An 18832-nucleotide genomic window follows, 5' to 3' on the forward strand; every position below is an offset into this window, starting at 1 on the left:
AGCGGGGGACACGGGGGAGAACCGAGGGGGGATACGGGGGGATGAGGAGCGGGTTCGGCCGGCCGGGGGGTCCGGGGCGAATCCGCTCCTTCGCCATCGGGGCCCGCTGTGTGCGGGCCCCGCGCTCCGTTCAGGCGCAGACTTCCGTGGGGCTCTCGGTGATCCGCGGGGCCGGGGCGGCCCCGCCGTCCGGAGTCCGCGCCGCCGCTATCCGCGCCAGCGCCTCCGGCTTGGCGCACGGGTGGGCGCCCAGCGCGGTGTGCCGGGCGACGATGGCGCGCTCGGCGCGCAGCAGGCGCAGGCCGCGGCGCAGCAGGTAGAGGACCGGCTTGCGGCCCTCGCGCAGGTCGCGGGCCAGCCGCCGACGGAACGTCGTGGTGGGGCGGCCGCGCAGGCACAGCGCGTCGGCCAGCAGGCCCGCCGCACGGCAGCGTTCGACGATGTCCGCCGCGAAGATGCCCTCGGCGACGAACAGGGGCGCGTCGCCCCGCTCCAGAACCGTTTCGCCGGTCCGTGCGCTGGCGGAGATGTCGTACACCGGTACGGCCGTGCGCCCCGTACGGCACAGCTCCGCGATCGCGGCGACGGCTGCGGACGCGTCCCACGACAGCGGTGAGTCCCAGTCGGCGCCGCCGCCGTCGGGCAGCAGCGGCAGCGTCGGATCGGTGCCCTCCTTGTAGAAGTCGTCGAGGTTGAGCACGGGCAGGCCACTGCGGGCGGCGAGGGACGACTTGCCGGAGCCGGAGGGGCCGGTCAGCAGGACGACCCGGGCGGCGGGCGGCCGGGCGGCGGTGTGGGAGCTCACGGGCAGCCATTGTCGCGCATTGGGCCGTGAGGGTTACGCGGCGCGCCCGCGCTGGAAAGCCCCGGCCTGCCTCAACTACGCTAAGCGATCGTTCGATTACGCACATAACGTTACGTCACAACGCACAGGCAGGTGGCACATGGCCTCTTACGCACGTCCCCGGCACCGGCGCCGCGTACCGCGTTCCACGATGCGCGTAGGGCTGGCGCTCTCGGTGGCCGCCGCGGCCCTCGCGGCGGCCGGCGCGGCACCGGCGGGCGCGGCGGAACCGGGCCACGGCGACCCGAACAAGGAGGCGCGGCAGGCGCTGACGGGAGCGCTGCTGCACGCCGTGGCGGGCGGCGTCGGCCCGATCAAGAAGCTCAAGCTGGACCCGCTGGCGGGCACCGCGGCGGACCCGCTGACCAACAAGATCGGCACCCAGATCGCCGACTTCAAGCCGCTGACCACGGGCATCGTCACGGACCCGATCGCGGGCGGCGCCGCGCTGGAGGATCTGCCGCTGGTCGGCAAGGTCGTGGGCCTGCTGCCCGGTTGAGGACGCCGGGCGCACGGCGGAACGCGGACCGCCCGCCCCCATGGACGGATGAGGGCGGGCGGCGGCGGGTTCCCGCGGGCGAGGGTGCCCGCGGCCGGGGGTCAGACCCCCATCGGGTGCCAGACCGTCTTGGTCTCCAGGAAGGCCAGCATCCGTTCCGTACCGGGGTCGGCGGTCCAGTCGGCGGACGCGCCGTCCACAGCCTGTGGGCGCAGGACGCGCTTGAGGTTGTCGGCCGCGGCCGTCTCCAGCGCCTTGACCAGCTCGGCGTCGGCCGCCGCGCCCGCCAGGTCGATCGCGTTGACGTCCTGGTGCGCGGCCAGCGGCCCGCCCAGTTCGCCCCCGCGCCCGGACAGTACGTTGACCACACCGCCGGGCAGGTCGGAGGTGGCCAGCACCTCGCCCAGCGACAGCGCGGGCAGCGGGGACTTCTCGCTCGTGACGACCACGACCGTGTTGCCCGTGACGATCGCCGGGGCGATCACCGACACCAGGCCGAGGAACGACGACTCCTGCGGCGCCAGCACGGCCACCACGCCGGTCGGCTCCGGGGAGGAGAGGTTGAAGTACGGCCCGGCGACCGGGTTCGCGGAGCCCGCGATCTGGGCGACCTTGTCGGACCAGCCCGCGTACCAGACCCAGCGGTCGATCGCCGCGTCCACCTGCGCCGCGGCCTTGGCCTTCGACAGGCCCTCGGCGTCGGCGACCTCGGCGGCGAACTGCTCGCGGCGGCCCTCCAGCATCTCCGCGACGCGGTAGAGGATCTGGCCGCGGTTGTAGGCCGTGGCGCCGGACCAGCCGCCGAACGCCTTACGGGCCGCGACGACCGCGTCCCGGGCGTCCTTGCGGGAGGACAGCGGGGCGTTGGCGAGCCACTTGCCCTTTGCGTCGGTCACCTCGTACACCCGCCCGCTCTCGGACCGGGGGAACTTGCCCCCGACGTACAGCTTGTAGGTCTTGAGAACGCTCAAGCGATCAGACATCGAGGTACGCCTCCAGACCGTGCCGGCCGCCCTCGCGGCCGAAGCCCGACTCCTTGTAGCCGCCGAACGGCGAGGCCGGGTCGAACTTGTTGAACGTGTTGGACCAGACGATGCCCGCCCGGAGCTTGCTCGCCATCCACAGGATGCGCGAGCCCTTCTCCGTCCAGACGCCCGCCGACAGGCCGTACGGGGTGTTGTTGGCCTTGGCGACCGCCTCTTCCGGCGTACGGAAGGTGAGCACCGACAGCACCGGCCCGAAGATCTCCTCCTGGGCGATGCGGTGGGCCTGCGTGACGCCGGTGAACAGCGTCGGCGCGAACCAGTAGCCCGCGTCGGGCAGCTCGCAGGCCGGGGCCCAGCGTTCGGCGCCCTCGGCCTCGCCCGCGTCGGCCAGCTCCGTGATGCGGGCCAGCTGCTCGGCGGAGTTGATCGCGCCGATGTCGGTGTTCTTGTCGAGCGGGTCGCCGACGCGCAGCGTGCTCATCCGGCGCTTGAGCGCCGCCAGCAGCTCGTCCTGCACGGACTCCTGCACCAGCAGGCGCGAGCCCGCGCAGCAGACGTGGCCCTGGTTGAAGAAGATGCCGTTGACGATGCCCTCGACGGCCTGGTCGATCGGCGCGTCGTCGAAGACGATGTTCGCGGCCTTGCCGCCCAGCTCCAGGGTGAGCTTCTTGTCCGTACCGGCGACGGTACGGGCGATCGCCTTGCCGACCTCGGTCGAGCCGGTGAAGGCGACCTTGTTGACGTCCGGGTGCGCGACCAGCTCGGCGCCGGTCGAGCCGTCGCCGGTGAGGATGTTGACGACGCCCTTGGGCAGGCCCGCCTGGCGGCAGATGTCCGCGAAGAACAGCGCGGACAGCGGCGTGGTCTCGGCGGGCTTGAGGACGACGGTGTTGCCGCAGGCCAGCGCCGGGGCGATCTTCCACGCCAGCATCAGCAGCGGGAAGTTCCACGGGATGACCTGGCCGGCCACGCCCAGCGGCTTCGGGTCGGTGCCGTAGCCCGCGTGGCCCAGCTTGTCGGCCCAGCCCGCGTAGTAGAAGAAGTGCGCGGCGACCAGCGGCAGGTCGGAGTCGCGGGACTCGCGGATCGGCTTGCCGTTGTCCAGCGACTCCAGGACGGCCAGCTCGCGGGAGCGCTCCTGGATGATCCGCGCGATGCGGAAGAGGTACTTGGCGCGCTCGGCGCCGGGCAGCGCCGACCACTTCTCGAACGCCTTGCGGGCGGCCTTGACGGCCCGGTCCACGTCCTCGGAGCCGGCCTGCGCGACCTCGGAGAGGACCTCCTCGTTCGCGGGCGAGACGGTCTTGAAGACCTTGCCGCCGGCCGCGTCGGTGAACTCGCCGTCGATGAACAGGCCGTAGGACGGCGCGATGTCGACGACGGCGCGCGACTCGGGCGCCGGTGCGTATTCGAATGCTGAGCTCATCGGTTCAGTCCACCGTGACGTAGTCGGGGCCGGAGTAGCGGCCGGTGCTGAGCTTCTGGCGCTGCATCAGCAGGTCGTTGAGCAGGCTGGAGGCGCCGAAGCGGAACCAGTCGGCGGTCAGCCACTCCTCGCCCAGCGTCTCGTTGACCATGACCAGGTACTTCATCGCGTCCTTGGTCGTACGGATGCCGCCGGCCGGCTTCACACCGACCTGTACCCCGGTCGTGGCGTGGAAGTCGCGGACGGCCTCCAGCATCAGCAGGGTCACCGGCGGGGTGGCGTTGACGGCCACCTTGCCCGTCGAGGTCTTGATGAAGTCGGCGCCCGCGAGCATCGCGAGCCAGGAGACCCGGCGCACGTTGTCGTACGTCTGCAGCTCGCCGGTCTCGAAGATCACCTTCAGGTGGGCGTACGAGCCGTCCTCGCGGCGGCACGCCTCCTTGACCTGCTTGATCTCTTCGAAGACGGACATGTACCGGCCGGACAGGAAGGCGCCGCGGTCGATCACCATGTCGATCTCGTCGGCGCCGGCCGCGACCGCGTCACGGGTGTCGGCCAGCTTGACGGGCAGCGCGGCCCGCCCCGCCGGGAAGGCGGTGGCGACGGAGGCGACGGAGATGCCGGAGCCGGTCAGGGCCTCCTTGGCCGTCGCCACCATGTCGGGGTAGACGCAGATCGCGGCGACCTTGGGGGTGCCGCGGTCGGAGGGGTCGGGGTTGATCCCCTTGGCGCACAGGGCCCGGACCTTGCCCGGGGTGTCCGCTCCTTCGAGCGTCGTCAGGTCGATCATCGAGATGGCGAGATCGATGGCGTACGCCTTCGCCGTGGTCTTGATCGAGCGGGTGCCGAGGGTCGCGGCGCGGGCCTGGAGGCCGACCGCGTCGACGCCCGGGAGGCCGTGCAGGAAGCGGCGCAGCGCACCGTCGGAGGCGGTCACGTCCGCCATCGACGCCAGACGCCCCGCGGCTTCCTTGCCGTATGCGGGAACAGTGGTGGGCATGGTCACGAGGGGAGCATATCTACGCGCGTAGCTGCATGTCACCCCCCTGTGGACGGATACGGGCGCGGCGCCCGTCCCGCCGGCGTCCGGCGCCTGCCTTTGTAACGGTCCGCGGGGGCCGTGCAACAGCTGTACGCAGGCCTTCTGTAACAGGTACGCCGGGGAGTGATGGGCTTCTGTGCGGCGACCGTTACACAACAGCGGACGGGTCGTCACGGCCGTCCCCTACCGTCATTACTGCCGCACCGCACCGCAGCACTTTCCGGCCTTCCGTACGAAGGGCGGCGGATGTGGTCTCGTCGCCGAACGACCGACCATTCAACGGGGGTTCCCCATGACCGCACAGTCCGCTCGCCGCACGCTGCGCGCCGCCGTCGCGTCCGCCGCGCTGGGGGCCGCCGTGCTCGGCTCCGCCTCCGGTGCCCTCGCCGCCTCGCCCGCCTCCCCCGTGACGGCCGTCACCGGCAAGCCCGCAGCCGACGGCGCCGCCCGCTACGCGGGACAGCCGGTCGCCATCGGCAACGGCATGGTGGCCGTGCTGCGCAACGTGCCGTCCGCCGGCGGACCCGAGGCGTGGATCCGTTACGTCGGCCCGCAGTGGAAGCCGGGCGACTGGTATCTGGTGCGGGTGCTCGGCCTGCTCGACCGCGCCCACCCGAGCGCGCACCTGAAGGGACTGTCCCTGCGGCTGGACGGCGCCTCGGGCCCGGCCCCGAAGCTGCACGTCAGCGGCGGCACCGGCGGTCCGAGGACCTACGCGCTGCCGAAGTCCGGCGGGTTCGTCACCGGCGGGAAGAAGACCGCGGGCGAGAGCGGCGGGCAGCCGGGTTCCGCCCACGAGCTCACCGGCGGCAAGGCCCCCGGCGGCCACCGGAGCTGCACCGTCACCCGCCGCGTGGCCATCGGCGGCGGCAGCCTCGCCGTACTGACCCGCGGCCCCCAGGGGCCCGGGGCGACGTTCGAGGACGGTACGGGCAAGAAGGTGCCGGGCGCCTCCCTCGACCGTGCGCACCCGACCCTGGCCCGCTTCGGCGCGAAGATCATCAGCCCGTACGGCGCCCACCCCAAGCTCCGCTTCAAGATGCAGGGCGGCAGCTACCCGCCCGGCATCGCCAACTACCCCGCCCTGCCCAAGGGCTGCGCCCAGGCCGCTCCGGCCGGCAAGGGCGGCACGGCCGGCGGCTCGCACGCCGCCAAGCCCTCGCACGCCGCCAAGCCGGCCGGCAGCAAGCCCGCGGGCGCCATCGGCGCGCAGGCCACCCCGGCCGGCAGCCAGACCAAGGTTCTGCCCAAGGGCGCCGTGGCCGCCGGTTACGAGGGCCCGGAGCAGCCGGACACCACCCCGCTGTTCGCCGCGGGCGGCGCGTTCGCCGCGGCCGGTGCCGCGGGCGTCGTCTTCGCGGTGCGCCGCCGCCGGCAGTCCGAGGGGACGTGGTGCTGAGCCGCCGCCCCGAGCGGCGCCGGACGGGCCGTCTGCCGACGGCGGCCTGTCTGCTTCTCCTCGTGCTCGGCGGCGCACTGATCACCCGGGGTGTCCTGGACGGCGGCGCCTCACGCGCCGCGCCGTCCGTACACGTCGCGAACGCCGGTGTCCCCACCGCGGCCCCGCGCGCGACGGCACCGGCCGCCCTGCCCGCCGCCCGCCCCGTGCGCGTCCGCATACCGGCCGCGGGCGTGGACACCCGCCCGGTCCTCGACCTGGGCCTCGCCGCCGACGGCACGGTCCAGGTGCCGTCCGTCGCGCAGGCCGACCGGATCGGCTGGTACGACCGGGGCGTCACCCCCGGCGAGACCGGCCCCGCCGTCCTCATCGGCCACTACGACACCGTTGAGGGCCCGGCCGTACTGAGGAACGTCGGCCGCATCGCGACCGGCGACAGGATCTACGTCGACCGCGCGGACGGCCGCACCGCGGTCTTCGCCGTCCGCGCGCTCCAGCAGGTCGACAAGAAGGCGTTCCCCACCCAGCGGGTCTACGGCGACACCGACCGGCCCGAGCTGCGCCTGGTCACCTGCGGCGGCGGCCTGGTGGACGGCCACCGGCCGGACAACATCGTGCTCTACGCCGATCTGGTGACGGCCTGACGCGGGACCGCCGTACGGGCGGCGCCCCCGGCGTACGAATGATGCCGTAACGCAATGTCCGGCTTCCGGACGCTCAGGCAGAATCGGCAGCATGACGACGCCCGGACAGTCCTCCACACCACAGGAGCAGTACGCGGACCGCAGCTACCGCTCGCCCGCCGCCCTCGCCGCCGGGGTGCTGCTGCTCGCGCTGGCCGCCTGGCTGGGCGGTGACGCGGTGGTGCGCGGCGAGGCGCACACCAAGCTGACGGCGGTGGCCGGGCTGCTGTTCGTGGTGCCGCTGGTGGTCGCCTTCACGCTGCGTCCGCTGGTGCGGGCGGGCGCGGACCGGCTGGTGGTGCGCAATCCGTTCCGTACGATCACGCTGCCCTGGGCGGCGGTCGCGGACCTGCGGGCGTCGTTCTCCAGCGAGGTCTTCACGGCGGACGGCACGAAGTACCAGCTCTGGTCGATCCCGGTGTCGCTGCGGCAGCGCAAGAAGGCGAACCGCAAGGCGCAGCGCGCGGCGGGCGGCGCGGTCGGCCGTCACTACGAGCTGCACCCGGGCACCTCCACGGGAGGCGGGACGGAGGTGCCGCGCGCCACCGCCGACCGGTCGCTCGACGAACTCCGGGAGCTCCGGGAGCGCGGCGCCGGGCGGGAAGGCGCGCAGGGCGGCCCGGTGGTCAAGTGGGCGTACGAGGTGCTGGTGCCGTGCGTCGTGGGCGCGGTGGCGCTGGCGGTGCTCGTCGCGCTGTAGGCGCGGGCGCGGCGGCCCGTCAGGGCGGCCCTCCGTACACCAGCGTCATGTACGCGCCGAAGTACGCCGAGCCCAGCGCGGCCGCCGACAGGGCCAGCACGGCCACACGGCGGTGCGCGCGGGCGATCGCCAGCGCCAGGGGGAGCAGCAGCGGGAATCCGGGCAGCAGGAAACGGGCCCGGGGGAAGAAGACACCGCCGCTGCCCAGGACGACCAGCAGCAGGACACCGCTGAACACCAGCAGCGGCAGGGGCTGCCGGTCGCACACGCACAGCAGGTAGAGCGCCACCGACACCAGCAGCACCAGGGCCACCACGACCAGGAAGAACTGCGGGTGTGACGGGTAGATGAAGGTGTCGCGGAACGCGCGCAGCGTCTGCTCACCGCCGTCCCACTGGTTCGTCCACTGCCGCTGGACCGCGAAGTAGCCGTCGGCGCGCCCCAGGCGCAGGCCCACCCACCCGACGTACGCGAGCCAGCCGAGCGGCGCCAGCAGCATGCCGAGGACGATCCGGCGGACCCGGCGGCGGTCCGGGGGCAGGGGCGCGGCCGTAGTCGTAGCCGTACGCGTGACCGGCTCAGGCGCGGCGGCGCGGCGCACCCGCCACAGGGCGACGACGGCGCTGACACAGACCGCCGCGACGAGTGCGAGGCCGGTGGGGCGGGTGAGACCGGCGAGCAGGCAGAGGGCGCCGGCCGCGACCCAGCGGTCGGACAGCACGGCATACAGGGACCAGGCCACCAGCGCGGTGAACAGCGATTCCGTATAGCCCATCCACTGCACGGCGGCGACCGGCGTGGCACCCCACAGCACGGCCAGCACGGTGCCGACCCGGGCCCCGTACAGCCGCTCACCCACCGCGAAGATCCCCCAGGCGGCCAGCAGCGCGCAGCCGGCCGCGACGGCCAGTCCCACGGACGCGCGGGAGCCGGGCGTCACCCCCGCGACGGCCTTCACCACCACCGGATACAGCGGGAAGAAGGCGAGGTTGCTCTCGTTGAAGCCGTTCTCGTCGAACGCGTACGAGTAGCCGTGCTCCGCGATGCCCAGGTACCAGCGGGAATCCCACCGGTTGGCCAGGAGCGGCCACAGACCGCGGTGCTGGAGGTGCGCCCACTTCATCAGCACGAGAGTGCCCAGCAGCCGTACGGCGGTGTAGCCGAGGAGTGCGGGGCCGGCGCGGCGCAGCAGGTTCCCGGCCGCTCGTACGGCGGGGCCGCGGGAGGAGGAGGGCGCAGTCGGCGCGGCGGTCGCGGCGGCCGGGCCGGACGCGGTCGGGGTCGGGAACACTGCGGCAACTCCTGGGAGGGCTGGGCAGGTTGTCGGACCAGATCAGACTGTCCCGGAGCGCGGCCGGCCGGGCGGGCGCGCTGCGTCAGGTGCAGTACGGCTGCCACCCGTACGGGGGAAAGGAGTGGGCCCCGGGAACCTTGCGGTCCCGGGGCCCACTCCTACGTGACAGCCGTGCGCGATCGGGTCAGATGCCGGCCGCCGCCGACAGGTCCGCCTTGATCGCGCCGAGCACCGCGTCGGCCTTGGCCCGCGCCGCGCCCAGCCCCTGGGCGTCGGCGACCGGCACCACGACCTCCAGGTAGCACTTCAGCTTGGGCTCGGTGCCGCTGGGCCGCACCACCACCCGGCCGCCCTCGACGCCGTCCTGCTCCGACCCCGCGAGGTAGTAGCGCAGACCGTCGGTGGGCGGCAGCGTGTCCGTCCCTTGGGAGAGGTCGTCGGAGGACGACACGGCCAGGCCCGCCAGCGCGGCCGGCGGCTGCTCGCGCAGCCGGCGCATGGCCGACGCGATCAGCGACAGGTCCTCGACGCGGACCGACAGTTGGTCGGTGGCGTGCAGGCCGAACTCCAGGGCCAGGTCGTCCAGCAGGTCCGTCAGCGTGCGGCCGGACTGCTTGAGCTCGGCCGCCAGCTCGGTGATCAGCAGGGCGGCGGTGATGCCGTCCTTGTCCCGTACGCCCTCGGGGTCGACGCAGTAGCCCAGCGCCTCCTCGTACGCGTACCGCAGGCCGTCCACGCGGGCCAGCCACTTGAAGCCGGTCAGCGTCTCCTCGTACGGCAGCGACGCCCCGGCGGCGATCCGCGACATCAGCGTGGACGAGACGATCGTGGTGGCGAAGGTGCCGGCCGCCTGCTTGCTGACCAGGTGCGCGGCCAGCAGCGCGCCGACCTCGTCGCCGCGCAGCATCCGCCAGCCGTCCTCGGTGCCGGGGGCCGGCACGGCGACGGCGCAGCGGTCCGCGTCCGGGTCGTTGGCGACGACGATGTCCGGCCCCACGGAGCGCGCCGTCGCGAAGGACAGGTCCATCGCGCCCGGCTCCTCCGGGTTGGGGAAGGCCACGGTCGGGAAGTCCGGGTCCGGCTCGGCCTGCTCGGCGACCACCGTCGGCGCCGGGAACCCGGCCCGTGCGAAGGCGGCCACCAGCACGTCCCGGCCGACGCCGTGCATCGGCGTGTAGACCACCTGGGTGTCGCGCGGCGAGCCCGGCGTGAGCACCGCGTCCGTACGGGCCAGGTACGCCTGGAGGACGTCCTCGCCCAGCACCTCCCAGCCCTCCTCGGGCCGCGGCACGCCGTCCAGCGGCCCCACGGCCGCGATCCGCTCCGCGATCAGGCCGTCGGCGGGCGGCACGATCTGCGAGCCCTCACCGAGGTACACCTTGTAGCCGTTGTCGCGCGGCGGGTTGTGGCTGGCGGTGACCTCGACGCCCGCGACGGCGCCCAGGTGCCGTATCGCGAAGGCCAGGACAGGGGTCGGCAGCGGGCGCGGCAGCACCGCGGCGCGCAGGCCCGCTCCCACCATCACGGCCGCGGTGTCCCGCGCGAAGTCCGCGCTCTTGTAGCGGGCGTCGTATCCGACGACGACGAGGCCGTCCGCCTGTCCCTGGTCCTTCAGGTACGCGGCCAGCCCGGCCGCGGCCCGGATGACGACGGCGCGGTTCATCCGCATCGGACCCGCGCCCAGTTCCCCGCGCAGCCCGGCGGTGCCGAACTGCAGGGTGCCCGCGAACCGGGCGGACAGCTCGTCCAGGTCCTCGGCGTCGATGAGCTTGCCCAGCTCCTCGCGGGTTTCGGGGTCGGGGTCCTCGGCCAGCCATGCCTTCGCCCGGCTGATCAGCTCCGCGGAATCGGTTGCCACGTGATGCTCCTGCCTCTGGTTGCGGTGGGGGAAGCGCTCGGCGCGTTAACGCTTACCCATTCCGCGTGGTTGTTCGACCGGCGGGCGCGCGGGCACCGGGTCGCGCGCGCCGCGCCGGGGCGGTTGCTCAGAGCTTGCCGAGCACCTGGGCGAGCAGGCTGCCCATGCGGGTCGCGGAGTCGCGGCCGGCCTGGAGCACCTCTTCGTGGTTGAGCGGCTCGCCGGTCATGCCCGCGGCGAGGTTGGTCACCAGGGACAGTCCGAGCACCTCGGCGCCGGCCTCGCGGGCGGCGATGGCCTCCAGGACGGTGGACATGCCGACCAGGTCCGCGCCCAGCGTGCGGAGCATCTTGATCTCGGCAGGGGTCTCGTAGTGCGGGCCGGGGAGCTGGGCGTACACGCCCTCCTCCAGCGTCGCGTCGACCTCCTTGCACAGCGCGCGCAGGCGCTGCGAGTACAGGTCGGTCAGGTCGACGAAGCGGGCGCCGACGATGGGGGAGGTGGCGGTCATGTTCAGGTGGTCGCCGATGAGGACCGGCTGGCCGGGGCTCATGCCGTCCCGCAGGCCGCCGCACCCGTTGGTGAGCACCACGGTCTTGCAGCCGGCGGCGACGGCGGTCCGCACACCGTGTACGACGGGGGCCACGCCGCGGCCCTCGTAGTAGTGCGTACGTCCCAGGAAGACCAGGGCCCGCTTCTCGCCGAGCTGGTACGAGCGGACCTTGCCGCCGTGGCCCTCGACGGCGGGCGCCGGGAAGCCGGGCAGCTCGGTGACCGGGAATTCGTGCTCGGGCGCGCCCAGGGCCTCGGCGGCCGGGGCCCAGCCGGAGCCCATCACCAGGGCGACGTCGTGGGTCTCGGCGCCGGTCAGCTCGCGCAGGCGGGCAGCGGCGTCGGCGGCGGCGCCCTGCGGGTCGCGCGCGATGTCCGGGGTAACAGATGCGTTCACGCGGACGAGGGTAGCCGGTAAATGCCTACGCGCGTAGATGTCCCGGCCGACGGCATCGCGCGGATCTGTTCGTAGATCTCTACGAAAGGTCCGTGGGTATGACGCGAAAGGGCCGCCGCGGCGCCGGTCCCACCGCCCGTCGCTCCTGTGGCGCCCGTCGTTCGCGGGGCCGGGGTGCCGTCACCGGGCGCCCCGCGGCGCCCGCCCGCCTCAGCAGGGGCGTTTGCGCAGCTCCATCACATAGTCGTGCGGCGCCCCCGCCGACTCCGCCGCGTCGGCGATCTCGCCGAGGTAGCGCGCGGAGGGGAGGCCGCCCTCGTAGCCGTTGAGGACGTACAGCCAGGTGGCCTCGTCGCCGTCGAGGGTGTGGACCCGCACGCGCATCCGGCGGTAGATGTCCATGCCCACGCCCTCCCAGCGGTCCATGGACTCCTCGTCCATGGGCGCGATGTCGTAGAGGGCGACGAAGACCTGTGAGCGGGGGGCCTCGACGATCGTCGGCAGCGCTCCCTCCCAGCCCATCTGTTCCCCGCCGAACGTGAGCCGCCAGCCGTTGAGCCAGCCGGTGCCGCGCAGCGGCGAGTGCGGAGCGCGGCGGGTCATCAGCCGCGCGTCGAGGTTGCCGGCGTACGCGGCGTAGAGCGACATGGTTCCGAGGGTACGGGAGGTCAGGGGGTGGGCTCGTGGTACGTGAGGTTCGAACGGCGGCCCCCGGGGGGTAACCCGGCGCGGGCGTGCGGGACAATGGAGTACGTGACTCGGATCGTGATCATCGGTGGCGGACCCGGCGGATACGAGGCGGCCCTGGTGGGCGCCTCTCTCGGCGCGGAGGTGACCGTCGTCGACTGCGACGGACTGGGCGGGGCGTCGGTGCTGACCGACTGCGTCCCGTCCAAGACCCTCATCGCCACGGCCGAGGTGATGACCACCTTCGACTCGTCGTACGACGAGCTCGGCATCATCGTCGAGGACGACACCCCGCCGGTCGACCGCCCCGCGCGCGTCGTCGGCGTGGACCTCGGCAAGGTCAACCGCCGCGTGAAGCGCCTCGCGCTCGCCCAGTCGCATGACATCACCGCCTCCGTCACCCGTGCGGGTGGCCGGGTGATGCGCGGCCGCGGCCGTCTGGAGCCGGGGCAGTCGCCGGACGGTTCGCGCACGGTGGTGGTCACCGCCGCGGACGGTACGGAGGAGACGCTGACCGCCGACGCCGTCCTGGTCTCGACCGGCGCGCACCCGCGCGAGATCCCGGACGCCCTGCCGGACGGCGAGCGCATCCTGAACTGGACGCAGGTCTACGACCTCGACGAGCTGCCGGAAGAGCTGATCGTGGTCGGCTCCGGCGTCACCGGTGCCGAGTTCGCGGGCGCCTACCAGGCGCTCGGCTCGCGGGTCACCCTCGTCTCCTCCCGCGACCGCGTGCTCCCGGGCGAGGACCCGGACGCCGCCGCCGTCCTGGAGGACGTCTTCCGTCGCCGTGGCATGAACGTCATGGCGCGCTCCCGGGCCGCCTCCGCCAAGAGGGTGGGCGACCGCGTCGAGGTCACCCTGTCGGACGGTCGTACGATCACCGGCTCGCACTGCCTGATGGCGGTCGGCTCGATCCCGAACACCGCGGGCATCGGGCTGGAGGAGGCCGGCGTACGGCTGAAGGACTCCGGCCACATCTGGACGGACAAGGTCTCGCGCACCTCGGCCCCCGGCGTCTACGCGGCGGGCGACTGCACCGGCGTCTTCGCGCTGGCCTCGGTGGCCGCGATGCAGGGCCGGATCGCGATGTACCACTTCCTCGGCGACGCGGTCACGCCGCTCAACCTCAAGACCGTCTCCGCGAACGTCTTCACCGACCCGGAGATCGCCACCGTCGGCTACAGCCAGGCGGACGTGGACGCGGGCCGCATAGACGCCCTGGTCGTCAAGCTGCCGCTGCTGCGCAACCCGCGCGCGAAGATGCAGGGCATCCGCGACGGTTTCGTGAAGCTGTTCTGCCGTCCCGGTACGGGCATCGTGGTGGGCGGTGTGGTGGTCTCGCCGCGCGCCAGCGAGCTGATCCACCCGATCTCGATCGCGGTCGACAACAACCTGACGGTGGAGCAGATCGCCAGCGCGTTCACGGTCTACCCGTCGCTGTCCGGCTCCATCGCCGAGGTGGCGCGGCAGCTGCACACGCGCAAGATGTCCAGCGAATAGACCGCGGCCAGCCGGATGAACGGCCGCCGCGGCCATGGGCGCGGCGCGCCGGGCGACCGGGCGCGCGCGCCCGGCGGACGGACGGCCCTCCGTACCGTTTTCCGTGCCGTTCCACGAGGGAAGGCGCGCGGCAGCGCCGGTTCGTGGCAGTCTTGTGTCACTGAGTGACCGGCCAGCGGCATATACCACGTGCGAGGGTCGGGAACGAACAACTTCCGTTAATTGGTGCAACCTGCTGAAAGCAGACGGTCGTTGGCGTTACTGTCAGTTTCGTGTTCGCTGCAGAACGTCGCCAACTGATCCTCGAAATGGTGCGCGCGAACGGAGCGGTGTCGCTCCGTGAGCTCGCCCGCGTCGTCCAGACCTCCGAAGTAACCGTACGGCGGGACGTGCGGGCGCTGGAGGCAGAAGGACTGCTCGACCGCCGGCACGGCGGTGCGGTCTTGCCGGGCGGTTTCGCCCGGGAGTCCGGCTTCCCACAGAAATCCCATCTAGCGACCGCGGAGAAGACGGCCATCGCCGATCTCGCCGCCGGCTTCGTCGAAGAAGGCGAGGCCATCGTGGTCGGCGCCGGTACCACCACGCAGGAGCTGGCCCGCCGGCTCGCGCGGGTGCCCGGTCTGACCGTGGTCACCAACTCACTCCTGGTCGCCCAGGCGTTGGCGCACGCCAACCGTGTCGAGGTCGTGATGACCGGCGGCACCCTGCGCGGCTCGAACTACGCACTGGTCGGCAGCGGGGCCGAGCAGTCGCTCCAGGGGCTGCGGGTCTCCCGCGCCTTCCTCTCGGGCAGCGGCCTGACCGCCGAGCGCGGCCTGTCCACGTCCAACATGCTCTCCGCGAGCGTGGACCGGGCGCTGGTGCAGGCGGCGGCGGAGGTCGTGGTCCTCGCCGACCACACCAAGCTCGGTACGGACACCATGTTCCAGACGGTGCCCACCGACGTGATCACCCGGCTGGTGACCGACGAGCCGCCGGGCCACGACGACCGGGCGGCGACCGAACTACAGGCCCTGGCCGACCAGGGCGTGCAGATCGCGGTGGCCGGCGGACCGGGCACCGGCGCGGGAGCCGGCCAGCCCGTCCCGGAGGTGGTGGCGGCCGACCGCCGCGGCCCGCGCAGGGACGTACCGCTGCCCGGCCAGCGGCGCAACCTGGCACCGGGCGGCGGCGGTTCCGGGCCGCAGCTGCGGACGGCGGCGCCGCTGGCGGAGCCGCCGGGCAGCCGGGTCGCCGATCTGGCACCGCGCCGCCGCTGAGCGGGTGCCGGCGCGCACACGGCCGCGCCGGCACCGCAGGGTGAACGGAAACGGCCGGGCGGACGGCACCACCCGGCCCCGCTCACCCCTTCTCGGCGCGCAGCCCGGTCAGCGTCAGCGTGAGCAGCCGGTCGGCCAGGCGGGGGTCGTCCGGAGACTCCTCGACGGCCAGCGCGATGCCGTTGGTCAGCTGCATCAGATCGCTGATGTTCACATCGGCCCGTACGGCACCGGCTTGCTGCGCGCGGCTGAGCAGTTCGCCGCCCGCCTCGCGCATCGGCACGCTGCACCGGGACAGCCCCGAACTGGCGTCACCGGGCGCGGCCATCAGCGCCCGCGACAGACCGCGGTAGGTACTGGCGTGCGCGATGATCGCCCGCAGCCACTCCACGAGCGCCGCGCACGGCTGCGGCGCGTCGCTCAGCTCCCGCGCGTGCGCCAGCAGCGCGTCCACCTCGCCCTGGAACACGGCGCCCATCAGGGCCGTCCGGTTGGGGAAGTGCCGGTAGAGCGTGCCGATCCCCACGCCCGCGCGCCGTGCGATGTCCTCCAGCGAGGTGTCGGTCCCGTGGTCCGTGAAGGCCGTACGGGCCACCGCCAGCAGCCGCTCGTAGTTGCGGCGCGCGTCGGCACGCATGGGTCGTACGGATTCCTGCCCTGCCGTCTCGGTCACCATCGCCGTCCTCGCCGTCCTCCCTGAGCGCGGCCCTCCACCGGACCGGTGCCCCCAGGATGCCACTGCCCCCACCGCGCCAGCCTGCGTACCGCTGCCGCGCCCCCGCGGTCCGGCCGCCGTCCGGCGCGCGGGGTGGACGGCAGGCGGCCCGCAGATGACGGGGAGGGAAGGGGGCGTGGGCGCCTTGGGGAACAAGTGCGCAAGGTGGCAACGCGGCGGACCCAGGAGGCATCAAACCTGGCGCAATGGGGTCTTCGGAGGCCTCCGGAACGCGTGCGGGAACACCTGGGGAAGCAATGGAACTGACCAGCCGATCGCTGCTGTACATCATGATCGCGGTCGCCGTGGTGTGCGTGGGACTCACACTCTGGCAGTGGCCGCGCTTCGCCAAGCGGGGGCCGCTGGCCTGGCTGGGCCGTATCGGGTCCATCGTCGCCACACAGCTGTCCATCGTCGCCGTGCTCGGCCTCGTCGTGAACGCCAACTTCCAGTTCTACGGCTCCTGGCACGAACTGCTCGGCCTGTACGACGACGCCCCGGGCGCGGTCGCCAAGTGGGGCGACGGGGGAGCGGGCCCGGCCGGCGACCCGTCCAAGGGGCTGGTGCAGCCCGCCGCGGACGACGAACTGGACAAGGTGCACGGCCTGCCGAAGGGGCCGCCCGACAAGGTGGGCCGGGTGGAGTCCGTACGGATCGTCGGCAAGACCACCAAGGCCGTGGACCCGGCGTACGTCTACCTGCCGCCGCAGTACTTCCAGAAGCAGTACGAGCGCCAGCGCTTCCCCGTCATCGTCGCCATCAGCGGCTACCCCGGCGGCCACTTCCTGCTGGGCCAGCACCTGCGGGTGCCGCAGACCACCGGCGACCTGATCGCCCACAGCAAGATGCAGCCCACCGTCGTCGTGATGCTGCGGCCGACCATCGCGCCGCCGCGCGACACCCAGTGCGTGGACGTGCCGGACGGTCCCCAGGCGGAGACGTTCTTCGCGAGCGACCTGCCCACCGCGCTGAAGGAGCACTACCGGGTCGGACACAGCCCCAGCGGCTGGGGCGTGCTCGGCTACTCCTCGGGCGGCAGCTGCGCCCTCCAGCTGGCCATGCGGCACCCCCGTACGTACACCTCCGCGGTGGCCCTGTCGCCCGACTACAAGGTCAGCAGCGACCCCACCACCGGCAACCTCTTCGGCGACGGCAAGGACCGCGCCAAGCGCAAGCGGGAGCACGACCTGATGTGGCGGCTGGAGCACCTGCCCGCGCCGCAGGTGTCGGTGCTGATCGGCACCAGCCGCGAGGGCGAGAAGAACTATCCGGCGGCGAAGGAGTTCCTGAACGCGGTCAAGCCGCCGATGAAGGCGGAGTCGATCATCCTTGACCAGGGCAGCCACAACTTCGCGACCTGGCGGCGCGAACTGCCCGCCGCGCTCCAGTGGATGAGCAGGCAGCTGACGTTCCCGGAGGACGTGGTGGGCAACTCGTGACCCGGTGACCGCGTGACCGCGGCGCGGGCGGCGTCCGTGACGCGGATGCCGCCCGCGCCCGTCCTGCGTGCCGTGCGGCGGTTACACCGCGGCCGTGGCGGCCGTCGCGGTGAAGGCGTCCGCGTGCTCCGCGGCCCACTGGGCGAAGGTGCGGGCCGGGCGCCCGGTGACCTTCTCGACGGTGTCGACGACCGTACGGCCCACCTCCGGGGTGTTCCCGAAGGCCTCGACCAGGAAGCCGATGACCTCCTCCGAGTGGCCGGCGGCCCGCCACTGCGCGACGGCCTCCTCCTCGTTCAGCTCGACCAGGACCGTCTCCCGGCCGCGGGCGGCGGAGATCGCCGCCACCTTGTCCACGACGGTCAGCAGTTCGGGGCCGGTGATCACGTACTCCTGGCCGCCGTGGCCCTCCTCGGTGAGCGCGACCGCGGCGACGGCGCCGATGTCGCCCTCGTGGACCATGGCGCTGAGCCCGGAGACGAACGGCGCGCGGACCTCGTCCGAGGCCACGATCCCCGGCGCCCACTCCAGGGCGTTCGACATGAACTCGACCGGCATCAGGACCGTCCAGTCCACCCCCTCGTCCGCCCGCACGGCGTCCTCCAGCAGGGAGGGACCGCCGCCGTGCAGCACGGTGACCCGGCGCACGCCGGCCGCGCGGGCCAGCTCCAGGATGCGCGGGCCGGTCTCCAGCGGCGCGAAGTAGGCCCCGCCGAAGGTGATCAGGTGGAGGCCGGTGACGCCCTCCAGGGCCGGGATCAGGGTGTCGGGGTCGGCCAGGTCGCCCTGGACGGCCTCGACACCGGCCGGGAAGGAGGCCTTGGACACGTCCCGGGTGAGGGCGCGGACCGCGTAACCGCGGGCGAGCAGTTCGGCCACGACCTGGCGGCCGACCGTTCCGGTGGCGCCGGTGACAAGGATCTTCTGCGTCTGCTTCTTCGTCTGCGTCATGAGATGACCATAGAAAGCCTTGCGGACAACTACGGTCCTCAATGATCTCCGTGATCCGCCGGACGCCATTTCGTACGTCCGGTACGACGTCTCACCCGTACGACGCCTCATCCGGACGCGTACGACGCTTCATCCGGACGGCCTGCACGACGCCTCGCACGACGGCCCGCACGGCTCCCGGTACGGATTACGGGAACCCGAGGGCGCCCCTTCAGCGCACTGCGCCGTCCCCTGCGCTCCAGCGGGCCAACAGGTCCCGCAGCGGCCCCGCCAGAGCGGGGGACGCGCGCAGCAGGCGGCGCAGGCGCGCCCGCCAGCCCGCCTCCACGTCCGCCGCCGCGGCGGCGTCGCCCTCCAGCCGGGCGGCGAGGAACTCCTCGCGGCAGTCCTCCAGTTCGTCGGTGAGCGCCTCGCGGTCGACGCCGCCGGGGGTGAACCGGGCCAGCAGGCCGGTCAGTTCGTCCCGGGAACGGTGCCACCGGTCCGTACGCGACCGTGCGAACAGCTGTTGGGCGGCGGCTGCCGCCAGGGCCGCGAGGTGCGCATCCATACGTCCCATGAAAAAGCGCGGGGCCCGCGGCACTCAAGTGCCCCGGGC

18 protein-coding genes are annotated in these 18832 nt (G+C 73.1%); 7 read left to right on the top strand and 11 right to left on the bottom strand.

Annotated elements, in window-relative coordinates:
- Window positions 1-130 precede the first annotated feature (130 nt).
- Complete coding sequence (locus tag ACFV57_RS26820; RefSeq protein ID WP_385237443.1) at window positions 131-805, bottom strand: uridine kinase; 675 nt, start codon at window positions 803-805, stop codon at window positions 131-133.
- Between the two features lie 190 nt (window positions 806-995).
- Here ACFV57_RS26820 and ACFV57_RS26825 point away from each other — a divergent pair, with 190 nt between their 5' ends.
- Window positions 996-1343, top strand: coding sequence for a hypothetical protein (locus ACFV57_RS26825; RefSeq protein WP_385237447.1), 348 nt, complete (start codon window positions 996-998; stop codon window positions 1341-1343).
- A 101-nt stretch (window positions 1344-1444) separates the two neighbouring features.
- Here ACFV57_RS26825 and ACFV57_RS26830 read toward each other — a convergent pair whose 3' ends face one another.
- Genes ACFV57_RS26830 through deoC form a run of 3 tightly spaced genes read right to left on the bottom strand, consistent with a single transcriptional unit; the run spans window position 1445 to window position 4755 of the window.
- Window positions 1445-2326 (bottom strand): aldehyde dehydrogenase family protein, encoded by an 882-nt coding sequence (locus tag ACFV57_RS26830; RefSeq protein WP_385237450.1) that lies wholly within the window; start codon window positions 2324-2326, stop codon window positions 1445-1447.
- Window positions 2319-3755 carry an aldehyde dehydrogenase family protein gene (locus ACFV57_RS26835; RefSeq protein ID WP_385237453.1) on the bottom strand — a complete coding sequence of 479 codons (1437 nt, stop codon included), beginning with the start codon at window positions 3753-3755 and terminating at the stop codon, window positions 2319-2321. The genes ACFV57_RS26830 and ACFV57_RS26835 overlap by 8 nt, the downstream gene beginning before the upstream one ends.
- Window positions 3756-3759: 4 nt before the next feature.
- Window positions 3760-4755, bottom strand: a complete 996-nt coding sequence (gene deoC, locus ACFV57_RS26840; RefSeq protein ID WP_385237505.1) for a deoxyribose-phosphate aldolase — start codon at window positions 4753-4755, stop codon at window positions 3760-3762.
- A 334-nt stretch (window positions 4756-5089) separates the two neighbouring features.
- Here deoC and ACFV57_RS26845 point away from each other — a divergent pair, with 334 nt between their 5' ends.
- The 3 genes from ACFV57_RS26845 to ACFV57_RS26855 all read left to right on the top strand — a co-directional run bounded on the left by ACFV57_RS26845 (window position 5090) and on the right by ACFV57_RS26855 (window position 7579).
- A complete protein-coding gene (locus tag ACFV57_RS26845; protein ID WP_385237456.1) occupies window positions 5090-6196 on the top strand; it encodes a hypothetical protein in 1107 nt (368 codons plus the stop codon).
- Window positions 6187-6840, top strand: a complete 654-nt coding sequence (locus tag ACFV57_RS26850; protein WP_385237459.1) for a class F sortase — start codon at window positions 6187-6189, stop codon at window positions 6838-6840. Before ACFV57_RS26845 ends, ACFV57_RS26850 begins: the two co-directional genes overlap by 10 nt.
- A 91-nt stretch (window positions 6841-6931) precedes the next feature.
- On the top strand, window positions 6932-7579 hold the full coding sequence (locus ACFV57_RS26855) for a PH domain-containing protein (protein ID WP_385237464.1): 648 nt from the start codon (window positions 6932-6934) through the stop codon (window positions 7577-7579).
- 19 nt (window positions 7580-7598) lie between these two features.
- Here ACFV57_RS26855 and ACFV57_RS26860 read toward each other — a convergent pair whose 3' ends face one another.
- The 4 genes from ACFV57_RS26860 to ACFV57_RS26875 all read right to left on the bottom strand — a co-directional run bounded on the left by ACFV57_RS26860 (window position 7599) and on the right by ACFV57_RS26875 (window position 12328).
- A complete protein-coding gene (locus ACFV57_RS26860; protein WP_385237466.1) occupies window positions 7599-8870 on the bottom strand; it encodes a hypothetical protein in 1272 nt (423 codons plus the stop codon).
- 187 nt (window positions 8871-9057) lie between these two features.
- The gene (locus ACFV57_RS26865; protein ID WP_385237468.1) at window positions 9058-10731 is read right to left on the bottom strand and encodes a phospho-sugar mutase; all 1674 of its coding nucleotides are present in this window, start codon (window positions 10729-10731) and stop codon (window positions 9058-9060) included.
- 127 nt (window positions 10732-10858) lie between these two features.
- Window positions 10859-11680 carry a purine-nucleoside phosphorylase gene (locus ACFV57_RS26870; protein WP_385237470.1) on the bottom strand — a complete coding sequence of 274 codons (822 nt, stop codon included), beginning with the start codon at window positions 11678-11680 and terminating at the stop codon, window positions 10859-10861.
- Between the two features lie 210 nt (window positions 11681-11890).
- The gene (locus ACFV57_RS26875) at window positions 11891-12328 is read right to left on the bottom strand and encodes a gamma-glutamylcyclotransferase (RefSeq protein ID WP_385237473.1); all 438 of its coding nucleotides are present in this window, start codon (window positions 12326-12328) and stop codon (window positions 11891-11893) included.
- Window positions 12329-12424: 96 nt separating this feature from the next.
- On the opposite strand from ACFV57_RS26875, the gene ACFV57_RS26880 reads away from it, so the two are divergent.
- Together ACFV57_RS26880 and ACFV57_RS26885 are read left to right on the top strand one after the other, a co-directional pair.
- The gene (locus ACFV57_RS26880; RefSeq protein WP_385237476.1) at window positions 12425-13870 is read left to right on the top strand and encodes an NAD(P)H-quinone dehydrogenase; all 1446 of its coding nucleotides are present in this window, start codon (window positions 12425-12427) and stop codon (window positions 13868-13870) included.
- 272 nt (window positions 13871-14142) lie between these two features.
- Window positions 14143-15129: a DeoR/GlpR family DNA-binding transcription regulator gene (locus ACFV57_RS26885; protein WP_385237478.1), complete on the top strand. Its 987-nt coding sequence runs from the start codon at window positions 14143-14145 to the stop codon at window positions 15127-15129.
- 82 nt (window positions 15130-15211) lie between these two features.
- Here ACFV57_RS26885 and ACFV57_RS26890 read toward each other — a convergent pair whose 3' ends face one another.
- Window positions 15212-15766 (bottom strand): TetR/AcrR family transcriptional regulator, encoded by a 555-nt coding sequence (locus tag ACFV57_RS26890; RefSeq protein WP_385237481.1) that lies wholly within the window; start codon window positions 15764-15766, stop codon window positions 15212-15214.
- Window positions 15767-16101: 335 nt separating this feature from the next.
- Between ACFV57_RS26890 and ACFV57_RS26895 the strand changes: the two genes are divergently transcribed.
- Window positions 16102-17283, top strand: coding sequence for an alpha/beta hydrolase (locus ACFV57_RS26895; RefSeq protein WP_385237483.1), 1182 nt, complete (start codon window positions 16102-16104; stop codon window positions 17281-17283).
- 81 nt (window positions 17284-17364) lie between these two features.
- On the opposite strand, the gene ACFV57_RS26900 is transcribed toward ACFV57_RS26895, so the two are convergent.
- Both ACFV57_RS26900 and ACFV57_RS26905 read right to left on the bottom strand, forming a co-directional pair.
- Window positions 17365-18234 carry an NAD(P)H-binding protein gene (locus tag ACFV57_RS26900; protein ID WP_385237486.1) on the bottom strand — a complete coding sequence of 290 codons (870 nt, stop codon included), beginning with the start codon at window positions 18232-18234 and terminating at the stop codon, window positions 17365-17367.
- Window positions 18235-18445: 211 nt separating this feature from the next.
- Entirely contained in the window at window positions 18446-18784 is a 339-nt protein-coding gene (locus ACFV57_RS26905) for a hypothetical protein (protein ID WP_385237489.1), read from the bottom strand.
- Between the last annotated feature and the right edge of the window lie 48 nt (window positions 18785-18832).

Origin of the sequence: Streptomyces sp. NPDC059788 (genome assembly GCF_042732265.1) — a bacterium.
Taxonomy (GTDB): domain Bacteria; phylum Actinomycetota; class Actinomycetes; order Streptomycetales; family Streptomycetaceae; genus Streptomyces.